Annotated in this window: 14 protein-coding genes; 2 read left to right on the plus strand and 12 right to left on the minus strand. The window is 72.0% G+C overall.

The window, feature by feature from the left end:
* Positions 1-3: 3 nt before the first annotated feature.
* Positions 4-1,428: a hypothetical protein gene (locus tag C1N91_RS11910; RefSeq protein WP_137767876.1), complete on the minus strand. Its 1,425-nt coding sequence runs from the start codon at positions 1,426-1,428 to the stop codon at positions 4-6.
* Positions 1,425-1,730, minus strand: coding sequence for a hypothetical protein (locus tag C1N91_RS11915; protein WP_137767877.1), 306 nt, complete (start codon positions 1,728-1,730; stop codon positions 1,425-1,427). The genes C1N91_RS11910 and C1N91_RS11915 overlap by 4 nt, the downstream gene beginning before the upstream one ends.
* 169 nt (positions 1,731-1,899) lie before the next feature.
* Between C1N91_RS11915 and C1N91_RS17225 the strand changes: the two genes are divergently transcribed.
* A complete protein-coding gene (locus tag C1N91_RS17225; protein ID WP_394587523.1) occupies positions 1,900-2,157 on the plus strand; it encodes a GNAT family N-acetyltransferase in 258 nt (85 codons plus the stop codon).
* Between the two features lie 255 nt (positions 2,158-2,412).
* Here the strand turns inward: C1N91_RS17225 and C1N91_RS11925 are convergent, their stop codons facing one another.
* From C1N91_RS11925 to C1N91_RS11965, 9 genes are all read right to left on the minus strand, one after another.
* Positions 2,413-3,135, minus strand: coding sequence for a VIT1/CCC1 transporter family protein (locus tag C1N91_RS11925; RefSeq protein WP_137767879.1), 723 nt, complete (start codon positions 3,133-3,135; stop codon positions 2,413-2,415).
* Positions 3,136-3,222: 87 nt separating this feature from the next.
* Positions 3,223-3,720 (minus strand): GNAT family N-acetyltransferase, encoded by a 498-nt coding sequence (locus C1N91_RS11930; protein ID WP_137767880.1) that lies wholly within the window; start codon positions 3,718-3,720, stop codon positions 3,223-3,225.
* 34 nt (positions 3,721-3,754) lie between these two features.
* Positions 3,755-5,152 (minus strand): LLM class flavin-dependent oxidoreductase, encoded by a 1,398-nt coding sequence (locus C1N91_RS11935; protein WP_302640994.1) that lies wholly within the window; start codon positions 5,150-5,152, stop codon positions 3,755-3,757.
* Positions 5,153-5,319: 167 nt separating this feature from the next.
* The gene (gene sufU, locus C1N91_RS11940) at positions 5,320-5,769 is read right to left on the minus strand and encodes a Fe-S cluster assembly sulfur transfer protein SufU (protein ID WP_137767881.1); all 450 of its coding nucleotides are present in this window, start codon (positions 5,767-5,769) and stop codon (positions 5,320-5,322) included.
* Positions 5,766-7,061, minus strand: coding sequence for a SufS family cysteine desulfurase (locus C1N91_RS11945; RefSeq protein ID WP_137768813.1), 1,296 nt, complete (start codon positions 7,059-7,061; stop codon positions 5,766-5,768). The genes sufU and C1N91_RS11945 overlap by 4 nt, the downstream gene beginning before the upstream one ends.
* A gap of 108 nt (positions 7,062-7,169) precedes the next feature.
* On the minus strand, positions 7,170-7,382 hold the full coding sequence (locus C1N91_RS11950) for an antitoxin (protein WP_058729068.1): 213 nt from the start codon (positions 7,380-7,382) through the stop codon (positions 7,170-7,172).
* A gap of 95 nt (positions 7,383-7,477) precedes the next feature.
* Positions 7,478-8,773 carry a chloride channel protein gene (locus C1N91_RS11955; protein WP_137767882.1) on the minus strand — a complete coding sequence of 432 codons (1,296 nt, stop codon included), beginning with the start codon at positions 8,771-8,773 and terminating at the stop codon, positions 7,478-7,480.
* Between the two features lie 121 nt (positions 8,774-8,894).
* Positions 8,895-11,015 carry an alpha-galactosidase gene (locus C1N91_RS11960; protein WP_137767883.1) on the minus strand — a complete coding sequence of 707 codons (2,121 nt, stop codon included), beginning with the start codon at positions 11,013-11,015 and terminating at the stop codon, positions 8,895-8,897.
* A 121-nt stretch (positions 11,016-11,136) separates the two neighbouring features.
* Positions 11,137-12,120: a magnesium and cobalt transport protein CorA gene (locus C1N91_RS11965; protein WP_254678238.1), complete on the minus strand. Its 984-nt coding sequence runs from the start codon at positions 12,118-12,120 to the stop codon at positions 11,137-11,139.
* 120 nt (positions 12,121-12,240) lie between these two features.
* Here C1N91_RS11965 and C1N91_RS11970 point away from each other — a divergent pair, with 120 nt between their 5' ends.
* Positions 12,241-13,056: a tryptophan-rich sensory protein gene (locus tag C1N91_RS11970; protein ID WP_137767884.1), complete on the plus strand. Its 816-nt coding sequence runs from the start codon at positions 12,241-12,243 to the stop codon at positions 13,054-13,056.
* A gap of 140 nt (positions 13,057-13,196) precedes the next feature.
* On the opposite strand, the gene ald is transcribed toward C1N91_RS11970, so the two are convergent.
* Positions 13,197-14,297: an alanine dehydrogenase gene (ald, locus tag C1N91_RS11975; RefSeq protein WP_137767885.1), complete on the minus strand. Its 1,101-nt coding sequence runs from the start codon at positions 14,295-14,297 to the stop codon at positions 13,197-13,199.
* Positions 14,298-14,375: the final 78 nt, after the last annotated feature.

The following is a 14,375-nucleotide window of genomic DNA, read 5'->3' on the forward strand; positions in this document are numbered from 1 at the left end:
GCGTTACTTCACTCGCTGGTAGTTGACCGACGTGATCTCGATGCGTTCACCGTTCAGTGTGGCGTAGGCCGGGTGGTCGTACGACACCTCGCGGTCGAACGCTTCTTGGGTCTTGTCCGCGGACTTGCCGCTCTTGACCTCGATGCCTTCCCACGTCCCGTCTGGTTTCTTCATCAATCCGTCGTAGACGCGCTCCTTCGTCGCGCCCTCCATCTCTGCGCGAACATGCTGCGTCGACGTGACCTTGGTCCCGTTCTCCGCTTCGTACTGCTTGATGCCCTGCGCTTCTTTCTCTGCCGAGTCGATGCGGGCCCTGTCGTTGTCCTTCGACTGGTACTCGCCCTTGTTGTTCCGACCTGGGTGGTTCTCGTTCGGGCCGTTCGGATCCTTCTTCGCCTGCTCCACGTGGTCAGTGCGGTTCGGGTTGACACGGTCATCTGTCATCGCGTGGACACCGAGCTGCCCGCCTCCGGCCGTTGCAGCCGCAGCGCCGGCACCCATGACGGCGATGCCGGCAGCGTTCAACGGCACTCCAGCCAAGGCGCCGACTCCGGTTGCATCGAGCGCAACGCCGCCGCCCTCCATCGCCGCGCCACCAGCCATCATCGCGATGCCGCCGAGCAACTCGAGTGTCTCGTCCGGGTGCTCGACCATCGCGTTACCCAGCGACGCGAAGATGTTCCCAGCGACCGCCGCGGTGTCCTGCACGTACGGCCACATCGCCTCCGCTTCTGCGCCGAGGACGGCGCTGCCGAGGCCAACCGCTGCCTTGGTGGTGTTCCACGCGTCCTCGAACCAGTTGCGGTGGTGGTCGCCGCCGACCTTGCCGGACACGTTCGTTGCCGTGTGCACCGGGTGCGCGTCCACCGTCGATGGGCTGATGCCGTCGAGTTGCGCGGCGAGGCCCGCCAACGTCGTCGTGACGTTGTCGTTGTGGCGCTCCACCTTGACTCGGAGGGCGACTTCCTCGCCGACGAGCTCCGGCACCTGCTCCCAGTTGGTGACGACCGTAGCGACGGCTCCGAGGACGTCACCGGCTGCGGCCTGCTTCGCGGCGGCTGCGGCAACCTGGCCGGGAGCAGAGGCGTGGAACTGCTCGATCTGCTGCACCAGCACGTCGCGGTCGCGCTTGAGGTCCTCGATGCTGTTCGCGGCGCGGCAAGCCACCTGCAGGAACTCGTCCGCGGCGGCCTGCATCTGCCGGGCCTTCTGCACTGCCGAGTCCATCAGGGGCGTCAGCACCGGCTGCAGCGCATCGGAGATGAACACGGTCGGCAGCTGCGACCAGGACCGTGATCCGTCGGTCGCTGCATCGAGGACTCCATCCGCCGCGGAAGCGAACCGGCGAGCAGCGCTGCGGAGCCCGTCCGCGTCATCGGGTACGTCCGTGACGTCGGCGGCGGTCAACGCACCGGCGAGATCGCTCAATTCCCGATGCTCCGGGCAGCGTCGGCAATGTTGCCGTCGGTGGCCGTGATGGCTGTCGCCGCGACGGTCAGCGACGTGCTCAGACTCGTCATCCGGTCACCGATGTCAGTTGACCGTCCTCGGAACCGGTCCTGCAGTCGCAGCATCGAGTCCGCCAACGGCGACGATGTCACCGCGCTCGTGGCAGCGGCGAGCGCTGCGTCCGCCTGCGCGGCGTGCTCGTCACTGGTGACACCGCGAAGTTTCAGCTCCCGGACCAACGCCTCAAGGCCACGTTCATCGAGTCGCAACTCCCCAGCCATGAAACCCCTTGTTCGTGGGACAGCGTGTTGCAGAGGTAACCATACGTCGGACCTGGGTGGTCGCGCGACGGCGGTCTGCCTCCTGACCCTCGAAAGCCAGCGACAATGCGGTGTGATCTCCGGGTTGAACCTTCCCGTCACCGTCACCTTCCGCGACGACGTCCCGGGGATGGCTCGACGAGGCAGTGCCCGGCTGCTGGTCGAGGCAGTCCGCGTCGCCAGCGCACACCGGTCGTCCGGCGTCGGAACCACTCTGATGCGATGGGTCGTCGAGCAGGCCGCGGTTGCACTCGGGACTCCGCTGGTGCAGCTGACTTCCGACGCCGCGCGGACCGACGCGCATCGCTTCCACCGTCGTCTCGGCTTCATCGACTCCCACGTCGGCTTCAAGATCGCCGTGTCGTTGCCCGACGCGCCTGTCCGGTAGCCGGTCGAGCATCGGTAGTTCTTCTGACCTGAGGTCAGATCCGCTCGCTCCGTCGGTCCGCCGAGTCTCACGTGTCTGGTCCTGACGAGATTCCGGTGCGGGCCCGTCGATCGGCCCGATCCGCTCACCGAGCGTCAGTCTCTCGAGCGGATTCTCGCCCTGGGCTCCCGTCGTGTCCGTGCGGGCCCCAGGAGCGCACGCTGCTCGGGCACGAGCCGTCTCCTCCCGGCACCGCGGAGCCGACTCGTCTTCCGGTCAGAGCGCGTGCGTCCCGAGCAACGCCCCCGCGACGTACGTCGCCGCGAGCGCGAGCGCCCCACCCACGACCACCCGCAGCGCCGCCCGACCTCGACGGGCACCACCGAGCACCGCCCCCGTGGTCCCCGTCAGCGCGAGGGCCACGAGCGATGCCGTCACGGTGACGGCGACACGAGCGGACTCCGGCGCGAGCAACATCGCGATGAAGGGCAGGAGCGCGCCGACGGTGAACGTCGCCGCCGACACCCACGCCGCCCGCCAGGGGCTGACGACCTCGTCCTCAGCATCCCGGAGCGCGGCCTCTGCCCGACGCCGGCGGACCTCGGGGCGCGCGAGTTCCCGTGCGACGGCGTCCGCCACCGAGTCCTCGACGCCGAGCGACCGGTAGTGCGCGGCGAGCGCCGGAGCGTCCTCGGCGTCGGCCTCGAGCTTCGCCTGCTCCGCGGCCTGTCCGGTGCGCTGCGCGTCACGGGCCCCGCTGACGGAGATGTACTCGCCGAGGGCCATCGAGATCGCACCACCGACGAGCGCCGCGGTCCCGGCCGCCACGACCGGCCCCGTGCCCGCCCCGGCACCGGCGACGCCGACGAGCACGGCCGCGACGGACACGATGCCGTCGTTCGCGCCGAGCAGGCCGGCGCGGAGCCAGTTGAGTCGGGCGGCGCTGGCGGCGTCGTCGTGCTCGGCGGTGGGGAGCGAGAGGTCCGATGCAGTCGACATGACGGTAATGGAACCACTCCCGAGCCGATCGCGCCAGCAAGGTGAGGCAAGCCTGATCAGGGGTTTCGTGGTGAGGTGAGCCTCACCTCACCCGCCGACACCCGCCCGCCAGACGTGGGTCGGACGGCCGCTCAACGCGTGCGGGAACGGCTCGCCGACCGGTCGGAAACCGGCGCTCGCGTAGAGCGCGAGGGCGGGGGCGTTGTCGTCCAGCGCGTGCAGCTCGCACCGGACGTGACCGGCGGCCGCGGCGGCGTCCACCGCTGCCGCGAGCAGCCGGCGTCCGAGGCCGTGACCCTGCGCGGCAGGCGCGACCGCGAGCAGGCTGAGGTACGCGGCGTCGCTCGGCGTCCCGCCGGATCCGGGTGCGCTGACGAGGGCGAACCCGAGCGGGACGGCTCCGCCGTCCTCGGCGACGACGAGTGCCACCCGCTCCGCCGCGAACTTCTCGTCCGCGCGGGCGCGCACCGCTTCGGACGCCGGGACGCCGTCACGGTCCGCGACGGCGTCGACCCAGAGCGCGACGCACGCCGCCGCGGTCGACTCGTCGTCCGCGGTGCGCACGACGAAGGACGACCCGATCACCGGACCACCCTACGTCGCACGCCCCGGCGGTCGGTCAGGCGGTCGCCCGTGCGCCGACGCGGTACTGCGCGCCGCGGTGCTCGTCGGGCAGGCGGTCGCCGCGGCCGTGCAGCTTGTGGCGGAGCGACCCCTCGACGTACTCCTCGGGGTACGCGCCGCGGGCCCGCAGCTCGGGCACGACGAACTCGATGACGTCCTCCCACGTGCCGGGGGTCACCGCGTAGGCGAGGTTGAACCCGTCGACGTCGGTCTGCTCCTGGATGTCGATGAGCTGCTGCGCGATCGTCGACCCGGAGCCGACCGCGACCGGGCCGAGTCCGCCGATGGCGGTGTGCTCGGCGATGTCGCGGACGGTCCAGTTCGAGCCGTCCTCCCCCGTCGCCGCCGACAGGTTCGCGGCCGCCGACTGGATGGCGTTCGACTCGATGTTGCCGAGCGGTTCGTCCAGGTCGTACTGCGACAGGTCCACACCCATCCAGCCGGAGTTGAGCACGAGCGCCCCCTCGGCCGACGCGTACGACAGGTAGTCGCGGTACTTGGCCTGGGCCGCCTCGTCGGTCTCGTCGGTGATGACCGTGAGCAGCGTGTAGACGCGGGCTGCGTAGCGGTCGCGACCAGCTGCCTCCAGGGCGTCGCGGATCTTGCCGACGGTGGCCGCGAGCTGCGGGACCGTCGGCGCGCCGACGAAGACCGCCTCGGCGTTCTCGGCGGCGAAGCGGATGCCGCGCGGCGAGGCGCCGGCCTGGTAGACGACGGGGCTGCGCTGGACCGAGGGCTCGGACAGGTGGATCCCGGGGACGTCGAAGTGCTGGCCCTGGTGCTCGATCGGGTGCACCTTCGCCGGGTCGGTGAAGACGCCGGTCTCGCGGTCCTCGACGACGGCGTCGTCCTCCCACGAGCCCTCCCACAGCTTGTAGAGCACCTCGAGGTACTCGTCGGCGACGTCGTAGCGGTCGTCGTGCGAGAGCTGGTCGGTCTGACCCATGTTGCGAGCCGCGCTCGGCAGGTACCCGGTGACGACGTTCCAGCCGATGCGGCCCTTCGTCAGGTGGTCGAGCGTCGAGATGCGACGGGCGAACGGGTACGGGTGCTCGTAGGCGGTGCCCGCGGTGATGCCGAACCCGAGGTGCTCGGTGACGGAGGCCATCGCGGAGACGAGCAGGATCGGGTCGTTCACCGGCACCTGCGACCCGGTGCGGAGCGCCGCCTCGTTCGTCCCGCCGTAGACGTCGTAGGTGCCGAGGACGTCGGCGATGAAGATGCCGTCGAAGCGCCCACGCTCGAGCAGCTGCGCCAGGTCCGTCCAGTACGACAGCTCGTTGTAGTTCCGCGATCGGTCGCGGGGGTGGCGCCACAGTCCGGAGGACTGGTGCGCCACGCAGTTCATGTCGAACGCGTTGAACCGGATCTGCCGCTGCTTCGGGTCGCTCACGGTCGCGACGCTACGTGGCGGAGGCGTCCTGGTCACGCACCGTGACGAAGCGTGACACGCGACCGTGTGCCGGACGGGAGGCGCGGGACCGGCCCGCCCCGCGCCTCCCGTCCGTCGCACGCTCGTGTCAGCGGGCTGCGCTTGCGTCAGCGGGCTGCGCTGGCCCCTCAGTGGGCTGCGCTGGCCTCGCGCGCCGCGGCCTCCGCCGCCACCCACGCGAGCATCCCGCACTTCACGCGCATGACGAACTTCGAGACACCGTGGAACGCGACGAGGTCCTCGAGGACGTCCTCGTCGGGCTCCCCCGCGCCGCGTGAGCGCATCATGTCCCGGAACGCCGACGTGAGCTCGAGCAGCTCGGGCACGGTCCGGCCGACGGCCATGTCGGTGAGCACCGACGCGGACGCCATCGAGATCGAGCAGCCGTCACCCTGCCACCCGATCGCGGCGATGCGGTCCGTGCCCGGCTCGAGGCGCAGGCTGACGGTGATCTCGTCGCCGCAGGTCGGGTTCCGCTCGAAGTGCGACGCGTCGGGGTCCTCGAGCACGACGTCGCCGTGCCGGACCTTCGCGTGGTCGAGGATGACCTGCTGGTAGAGCGAGTCGAGGCTGTTCACGAGGCCGCTCCGAAGTAACCGCGGACCTCGCCGACGGCCGTGAGGAAGCGGTCGACGTCCGCCTCGGTCGTGTACACGTAGGTGCTCGCGCGGCTGGTGGCGACGAGGCCGAGCCGACGGTGCAGCGGTTGTGCGCAGTGGTGCCCCGACCGGACGGCGATGCCCTGCGCGTCGAGGTACTGCGAGACGTCGTGGGCGTGCACCCCGTCGACGTCGAAGGACACGAGCCCCGAGCGCGGCACACCGGACGGCGGCCCGACGACGCGGATGCCCGGGACCGCCGCGAGACCGTCGAGCATCCGCTGTGCGAGGTGCTCCTCGTGGGCGCGCACCCGTTCCATGCCGATGCCCTGCAGGTAGCGGACCGCCTCGGCGAGCGCGACGGCCTGTGACACCGGCTGCGTGCCGGCCTCGAACCGCTCGGGCGCCGGCATGTACTCCGACGCCTCCATCGTCACGGTGGTGATCATCGACCCACCCGTGCGGAACGGCGGCAGGGCGTCGAGGAGCTCGGCGCGACCCCAGAGGACGCCGATGCCGTTCGGCCCGAGCATCTTGTGCCCCGAGAACGCGGCGAAGTCGACGCCGAGCTCCCGCACGTCGAGGGGGCGGTGCGGCGCCGACTGGCAGGCGTCGAGGACGACGAGGGCACCGTGCGCGCGGGCGGCCGCGACCACGGCGGCGGCGGGCGCGACCATGCCCGTGACGTTCGAGACGTGGGCGAACGCGACGACCTTCGTCCGCTCGGTGATGCGCTCGACGGCGTCGGCGGCGGTCCAGGTGCCGTCGTCGGCGACCGGGACCCAGCGGAGCGTCGCACCGGTGAGCGCGGCGAGCTCCTGCCACGGCACGAGGTTCGCGTGGTGCTCGGCCTCGGTCACCAGGACCTCGTCGCCGGGGCCGATGCGGAAGCGCTCGGCCGCCGCCCCACCGCGCCCGCGGCTGGCGTTCGCGATGCCGTACGCGACGAGGTTCAGCGCGTCGGTGGCGTTCGCGGTCCAGACGACCTCGGACGGCGACGCGGCGCCGACGAACCCGGCGACCGTGGCGCGGGCGTCCTCAAAGGCGTCGGTGCTCAAGGCCGCCAGCGTGTGCGCACCGCGGTGCACGGCCGCGTTGTCGTGCTCGAGGAACCGTCGCTCGGCGTCGAGCACCTGGCGCGGCCGCTCGGCCGTCGCCCCGGAGTCGAGGTACGCGAGCGGCTGCCCGTTCACCTCCTGCTGGAGGATCGGGAAGTCCCGCTTGATCGCGGCGACCTCGGACTCGGTCAGCGGCTGGTTCGGGGCGAGCACGGTCACCACACAATCGTGGTCCGTCGCGCCCACCACGTCCAATCGCCCTCAGCGGACAGGCGGGATCGCGCCCCGGCTCGCTCCGCGGGGCGGCGGGAGGCCCTCCCGCTACTCGTTGCCGATGCGCTTGTCGGCTGCGTCGCGGGCGTTGTCGATCTTGTCGTCGTACTTGCCGCCGGTGGCCTTCTTGACGGCGTCGGCCACACCGCCGAGGACCTTGTCGCTGACGTCCTCGGCCTTCTCGCTCTTCAGGGCGTCCTGGACCTTGCCGTCCTTCAGGAACTCCTGCGCCTTCTTCGTGATGTCGTCGAACCCCGCCATGGACGGCTCCTCACCTCGTGCGGGGCCCGTCGCCCCGACCTGCCGCCGATGGTAGGCGCGCGCACCGCTCGTGTCCGCGGTGCCCCGGCTGCGCCTCAGACCATCTGGGCGCTGCGCCGCCGCGCGAGCACGTAGGAGACCGCGACCGAACCCGTGATCGCCAGGAGCGACGGGATCAGGATGTCCGTGCCCTCCTGCGTGAACTCGACGACGAGCACGAGGGCGGTGAACGGCGCGCGCATCGTGGTCGCCAGGAAGGCCGCCGCGCCGACGAACGCGAAGGCCGCGAGGCTCGATCCGTCAGCCGGCCAGAGCAGCACCCACAGGCCGCCGAGGGCACCGCCGACCGCGGACCCGATGGCGATCGAGGGCGTCAGCGTGCCGCCGACCGCACCGGCCCCGATCGTCGCCGACGTGGTGATGGTCCGGATGATGCCGAGCAGCAGCAGGAACACGATCGGCGACAGACCCGCGAACGTCGGCGCCTCTGTCGTGGCGTTCATCGCGACGAGTCCGAGGGCGCGGCCGTTGCCGAGGATCTCCGGGAACGGCACGGCGATGAGCCCGACCATGGCGAACACGACCGGCAGCACCACGAGCAGGTGCCACCCCTTCGGCGCCATCCCCTGCAACCGGTTCGTGAGCTTGACGAAGCCGACCCCGGCGAACCCGAGCACCGGCCCGACGATGATCGCCCACACCAGCAGCGACGGCGACAGGTGCATCGCGGGCACGTGGTAGAGCACCTCGTCCGGGATCACGATCCGGGCGGTGAACGCGGCGATCGCGCTCGTGGCGAATGCCGGCAGCGCGGTGGCGAACGTCAGCTCGCCGAGCAGGACCTCGACCGCGAAGAGCGCTCCGCCGAGCGGGACGTCGTACACCGCGGCCAGGCCGGCAGCCGCTCCGCAGGCCACCAGGATCCGCGTCTCACGACCGGTCAGACCCGCACGCGCGGTGACGAGCTGGGACAGCCAGGCACCGATCTCGCGCGGCGCGACCTCCTTCCCGATGGACGCACCGAGCCCGACCGCGAGGATCTGCACCGCGGCGTTCGCGACCGTGGCGAACGCCGGCATCCGCTTGCCGTCGACGGCACCGGTCACCGACACGACGGGCTTCGCCCACCGTCGGAGCGCCCACCACGCGACGCCCGTCAGGACACCGGCCGCGGCGAGCGCGAGGAAGCGGTTCAGCCCGGACGGCGCGTCCGCGGCCTCGCGGTGCCCGCCGAACGGGTAGCCGAAGGCGACGAACTGGATGGCCTGCAGGGCGAGCCACACCGCGATGCCCGCGACCCCGCCGGCGATGCCGACGAGTGCGGTGATGACGGCGAGCTTGAGGGCCCAGACCGGCGTGGTCGTGCGTGTCGCGGTTCCGGTCTGCGGCATGACGGGAAGCCTAGCGGCGATCGGGACCGGCCCACGGACCGCGGACCTGACCTGTGGACGGACGGGAGGCCCGGGGCGGCGTCGCCACGGGCGTCCCGTCCGTCTCCTGGTCGCGTCCCGGTCAGACGGCCGTCACGCGGAAGGGGACCACCCGGTCCGACGGCAGGAGCGGCGGCTGCAGGCCGACCTGCTCGAGCACGCGCCCGCTGAAGACGCGGTCGCCGGACCACCACTCGGGCGGGCGGACGTCGTGGCCGTCCCCGACCAGGACCGGGTCGACGCGGTACCGCGTCTCCGGGTCGAGGTCACGGAAGACCACTCGTCCGACGCCGGACACCTCGGACCGACCGGTGCTCACGACGAAGAAGGCGGCGTCGCGGCGGTCCTCGGCGACGACGCCGTGGACCAGGCGTGTCGGGTCGACCTCGTCGACGCGGACGAGCTGCCCCGTGTGCAGCAGTGCGCGCCACTCCTTGTGCAGCGCGATCCACGACGCGAGCGTGCGCTCCTCGTCCTCGGTCGCCTGCGAGAGGTCCCACTCGATGCCGAAGTGGCCGATCAGGGCCGTCCCGGCACGGAACGACACGTCGTGGAAGCGACCCGTCGTGTGGTTGACGCCGCTCGCGACGTGTGCGCCGAGGAGTTCCGGCGGCAGGAGCTGCTGCGTCCAGCGGTGCATCTGCTGCCGCTCGGACGGGTCGATGTCGTCGGACACCCACACGCGGTCGGTGTGCTCGATGACCGCGAGGTCGACGCGGGCACCGCCGGACGAGCACGACTCGATCTCGAGCGACGGGAAGCGCTCCTTGAGCGTCGCCATGAGCCGGTAGGTGGCGAGGGTCTGCTCGTGCACGGCCGCGCTGCCGCCGAGGAAGCCCGCCTCGACCAGGTCGCGGTTGTGGTCCCACTTGACGTAGTCGACGCCGTACTCGCCGATGATGGCCGTCATGCGCTCGAGCACGTACGCGAAGGCCTCGGGGATCGCGAGGTTGAGCACCTGCTGGTCGCGGGAGCGCACCGGCAGCCGCCCGTCGGCCTGCATGATCCACTCCGGGTGCGCGCGGGCGAGGTCGCTGTCCTCGTTGACCATCTCGGGCTCGAACCACAGGCCGAACTCCATGCCGAGTGCACGGACGCGGTCGACGATCGGACCGAGGCCGTCCGGCCAGACGTCCTCGTCGACGTACCAGTCACCGAGGCCCGCGTGGTCGTCGCGGCGGCCGCGGAACCAGCCATCGTCGAGGACGTACCGCTCGACCCCGAGGCGCGCGGCACGTTCGGCCAGGTCGGTGAGCCGGGCGAGGTCGTGGTCGAAGTAGACCGCCTCCCAGACGTTGATCGTGACCGGACGCGGGGTCGTGGGGTGCTGCGGGCGGCTGCGGAGCCAGTGGTGGAACCGGCGGGCCTGGTCGTCGAGGCCCTCGCCCCAGGCGCCGTAGACCCACGGGCCCTCGTAGGTCTCGCCGGTGCCGAGCCGGACCTCGCCGGGCAGCAGGAGCTCACCGCCGCCGACGACCTGGCGCCCGGTGGCCAGACGCTCGGCGAAGTGGCGGTGGTTGCCGCTCCACGCTGTGTGCACGCCCCACACCTCGCCCCGGGCGAAGCCGAAGCCGGGCTCCCCCACGCTGAGGACCGTGGCGGCGTCCGCGCCGGTGCGACCCTTGCGGCTGTCGCGCTCGTGCGTGCCGACGACGAGTTCGCGCCGCTGCGGAGTGCGCTCCTTGCCCCAACGACCGGCGAAGTCGAGCACCTCGCGGGCGCGGGACGGCACCGGGAACGCGACGGTCAGGTCGTCGACCGTGTAGGTCCCGGCGGCGGTGTTCGTCACGGCCGCGCCGGTGCGGACCAGGCCGGAGACGAGCAGCTCGAGCGTGATGCGGACGGCGAGACCGGCGGTCGGGTCCTCGGCCTCGGCGGTCAGCCGGGTGTCGTCGACGTGGAGCGCCGTCACCGTGAAGGCCGGGGACCAGTCACGGCCGTCGCGGTGGCCGGAGAGCCCGGGACGGCCGGTCCACCCGCGGTGGGGCTCGGGCAGCAGGGCGAGGCGGACCGGCACGTCGGCCTCGTTGTTCGCGACCGGGGCGACGTCCGCGTCGGCAAGGGCGACGAGCTCGTCGTGGCCCAGCGGGCCGAGGGCGGTACCCCAGTGGACGACGGCGGGCAGCGCGCCGTCGCGGCAGTCGAGGACGACGGACACCCCACCGGCGGTCAGGTGGACGAGGTCGTTCGTGGTGGTGGGCATCGTTGCTCCGGTCGGCGTCGTCGACGCCTGCGCGTCGTGGGCAGGACGAGCCTGGCCGCCGTGGTGCGTCCCGCGCAACACGACGCGCGCGGCTGGTCGGAACCGACGAGGCAAGGGGCCGTCAGAACCAGCGCTTGACCTTGAAGACGACGAACAGGATCGCGGCGAAGGCGATCATGGCGACGATGGACAGCGGGTAGCCCCACGTCCACGACAGCTCCGGCATGTGCGTGAAGTTCATGCCGTAGATCGCGGCGATGAGCGTCGGGGCGAACAGGATCGCCGCCCACCCCGAGATGCGCTTCGTGTCGTCGTTCTGCTTCTGCGCCGCCAGGGTCGAGTCGACCGTCAGGGCGTTCTGCAGCAGCTGACGGAAGGTGTCCAGGCGCTCGACCGTGCGGATGACGTGGTCGAGGACGTCCCGGAACCGGCGCTGCAGCTCGACCGGCAGGTGGTACTTCTCGGCTCCGCGGTGCAGGTTCTCGATGATGCCGATGAGCGGGCGGGCGGCGCGCTGGAAGTCGACGACCTCGCCGAACAGCTCGTAGATGCGCCGCGAGACCCCGGCCACCCCGGAGAACAGCTGGTCCTCGATCTGGTTGATGTCCTCCTCGAGCCCGTCGATCACCGGCGCGTAGCCGTCGACGATCGAGTCCATCAGCGCCCACAGCTGTGCCTGCGGTCCCGCGGTGACCAGGGCCGGCTTGCCGCTCAGCCGCTGCAGCGCGCGCGGCACGGCCTGGGGTCCGCGCGGGTCGGCCGGGACCACCGCCAGGAAGAAGTCCTGCCCGACGAAGGCGTGCACCTCGCCGAACTCCACCTGTTCGGGACCGTCCTGGTAGACCGCCGGCTTCAGCACGGTGAAGAGCGTCGAGCCGTACCGTTCGAGCTTCGGGCGCTGGTGTCCCTCGGCCGCGTCCTCGACCGCGAGCTCGTGCAGCCCGAGGGCGACCGCGACGTCCCCGAGCTCCTCGGCGTCGGGGCGGTGCAGCACGATGCACGCGCTCGCGCCCTGCTCGCCGATCATCCGGAAGGTGTCGTCGAGGGACGGGCAGGCGATCGGGGCGATGCGGTCGACGTAGACGGTGTTGAGCTCGACGGTCACGAGGCCACCGTACGCAGTGGCGGACGACTCGTCCCCCGACCACCTGGACGTGCGCTGCGACGGGGTGCACCGGACGGGCCTACCGTGCAGGTCATCAGCATGCTGACGAACGGAGCGGACATGAGGAAGATCTGGAAGCGCATCGCGGTCGCCGTGAGCGCCGTCGTGGCAGTGGTCGGCGCGTTCGTCGGCTCGGGAGCGGCGGGCGGGACCCCGATCGCCGAGGCGTCGGGCGGCGCCCTGTCGGCGTCCTCGACCGCGATCGCCCCCGCCGGACCGGCGTTCTCGATCTGGAGCGTCGTCTACGTCGGCCTGATCGCCTGGACCGTGCGGCAGTTCTTCCGCACCGCCGACGACGAGCGCCACGACCGCCTGTTCGTGCCTGCGGTGCTGTCCCTGCTGCTCAACGCCGCGTGGATCCTGTCCGTGCAGTTCGGGCTGCTGTGGGCGAGCGAGCCGATCATCGTCGCACTGCTGGGTGTCCTCGTCTGGGCGTTCGCGGTCCTGCGGCGGACGCGGCCCTCGGGCACCGTCGAGGCGATCGTGACCGACGGGACCTTCGGGCTCTACCTCGGCTGGGTCTGCGTCGCGACCGCCGCGAACACCGCCGCGGTGCTGACGGCCGCGGGCTTCCGGGGCTTCGGGCTCGGACAGGACGTCTGGGGCGTGGTCGTCGCCGCGGTCGCCGGACTCGTCGGGGTGCTGCTCGCGGTGTGGGGCGGCGGACGACTCGCTCCGACGGCCGCGCTGTCCTGGGGACTGGCGTGGGTCGCGGTCGGACGGCTCGACGGCCCGCTCGTGTCCGTGCCGACGGCCGTGACGGCGGTCGTCGCGGTCGCCGCCGCGGTCGTCGTCACCCTCGTGGTGCGCTCCCGCGTCGGCTGGGCTGCGCGCTCGCGCGGCGCGGCCGCGCAGGCGCCCGCGCCCGCGGCGTAGCCGCGGCGCCGACTTCACGCGCTGAGCGACAGTTCACGGGGCGGAGCCCGCGTGAACTGTCGCTCAGCGCGTGAGGTAGCGGCGGCCGGCGCGCGGCGCGGCGCCGCACGGCCGCCGCCGGCCGCGGCCGCGGCCGCACGTCAGCGCGCGGCGGCCGCCAGGCCGTGCGCGGCGGCGACGGCCTCGTTCACGACCTGGCCGGCGTGCACGTTCACGCCCTTCGCGAGCGCCGGGTCCGCTGCGGTCGCCTGCTCCCACCCCCGGTCGGCGATCGCGATGGCGTAGGGCAGCGTCGCGTTCGTCAGCGAGATCGTGCTGGTGCGCGGTACCGCTCCCGGCATGTTCGCGACGCAGTAGTAGACGGCGTCGTGCACGAGGAACGTCGGATCGTCGTGGGTGGTCGGTCGCGAGCCCTCGAAGCAGCCGCCCTGGTCGATGGCGATGTCGACGAGCACCGATCCCTGTCGCATGTCCGCGACCATGGCGTCGGTGACGAGCTTCGGCGCCGAGGCTCCGGGGATGAGCACCGAACCGATGACGAGGTCCGCGTCGCGCAGCGCGTCGGCGATCGCGTGCGAGGACGACCGCAGCGTCGTGATCCGCCCGTCGAACCGGGCGTCGAGCGCGCGCAGCCGCGGCAGGCTGATGTCGAACACCGTGACCTCGGCGCCGAGCCCGAGGGCCATCGTCGCGGCGTGCTCCCCCGCGACCCCGCCGCCGATGACGACGACCCGACCGCGCGGCGTCCCGGGGACACCGCCGAGGAGCAGCCCGCGGCCGCCCTTCGTCCGCATGAGCTGGTCCGCACCGACCTGCACGGACAGCCGGCCGGCGATCTCGGACATCGGCGACAGCAGGGGCAGCGATCGGTCCGGCAGCTGCACGGTCTCGTACGCGATCGCGGTCGCCCCGGAGGCGACGAGTGCATCGGTGAGCGGGCGGTCGGCCGCCAGGTGCAGGTAGGTGAAGAGGACCTGCCCGGGGCGGATCGAGGCGTACTCGGAGGCGACCGGCTCCTTGACCTTGAGGACGAGCTCCGCCTGCTCCCAGACCTCGGCGGCCGTGGCGACGACGGTGGCGCCCGCAGCCCGGTACTCGTCGTCCGAGAAGGACGATCCGGCTCCGGCCCCGGACTGCACCAGCACCTGGTGACCGTGCAGCGCGAGCTCGCCGACCCCCGCCGGCGTGGCCGCGACGCGGTACTCGTTGTTCTTGACTTCGGTGGGGACGCCGATCAGCATCACGGACTCCTTCGTGGGCGGTGCAGGACCCTTCCACGATGCGTCGCGGTTCGTTACCGGAGCGTTTCAGCCGAACAT

Origin of the sequence: Curtobacterium sp. SGAir0471 (genome assembly GCF_005490985.1) — a bacterium.
Classification (GTDB): domain Bacteria; phylum Actinomycetota; class Actinomycetes; order Actinomycetales; family Microbacteriaceae; genus Curtobacterium.

Coding starts and splice junctions, on each gene's coding strand:
- C1N91_RS11915 (WP_137767877.1), bottom strand. CDS start 1,730: ATGGCTGGGGAGTTGCGACTCGATGAACGTGGCCTTGAGGCGTTGGTC.
- C1N91_RS17225 (WP_394587523.1), top strand. CDS start 1,900: ATGGCTCGACGAGGCAGTGCCCGGCTGCTGGTCGAGGCAGTCCGCGTC.
- C1N91_RS11925 (WP_137767879.1), bottom strand. CDS start 3,135: ATGTCGACTGCATCGGACCTCTCGCTCCCCACCGCCGAGCACGACGAC.
- C1N91_RS11950 (WP_058729068.1), bottom strand. CDS start 7,382: ATGGCGGGGTTCGACGACATCACGAAGAAGGCGCAGGAGTTCCTGAAG.
- C1N91_RS11955 (WP_137767882.1), bottom strand. CDS start 8,773: ATGCCGCAGACCGGAACCGCGACACGCACGACCACGCCGGTCTGGGCC.
- C1N91_RS11960 (WP_137767883.1), bottom strand. CDS start 11,015: ATGCCCACCACCACGAACGACCTCGTCCACCTGACCGCCGGTGGGGTG.
- C1N91_RS11970 (WP_137767884.1), top strand. CDS start 12,241: ATGAGGAAGATCTGGAAGCGCATCGCGGTCGCCGTGAGCGCCGTCGTG.
- ald (WP_137767885.1), bottom strand. CDS start 14,297: ATGCTGATCGGCGTCCCCACCGAAGTCAAGAACAACGAGTACCGCGTC.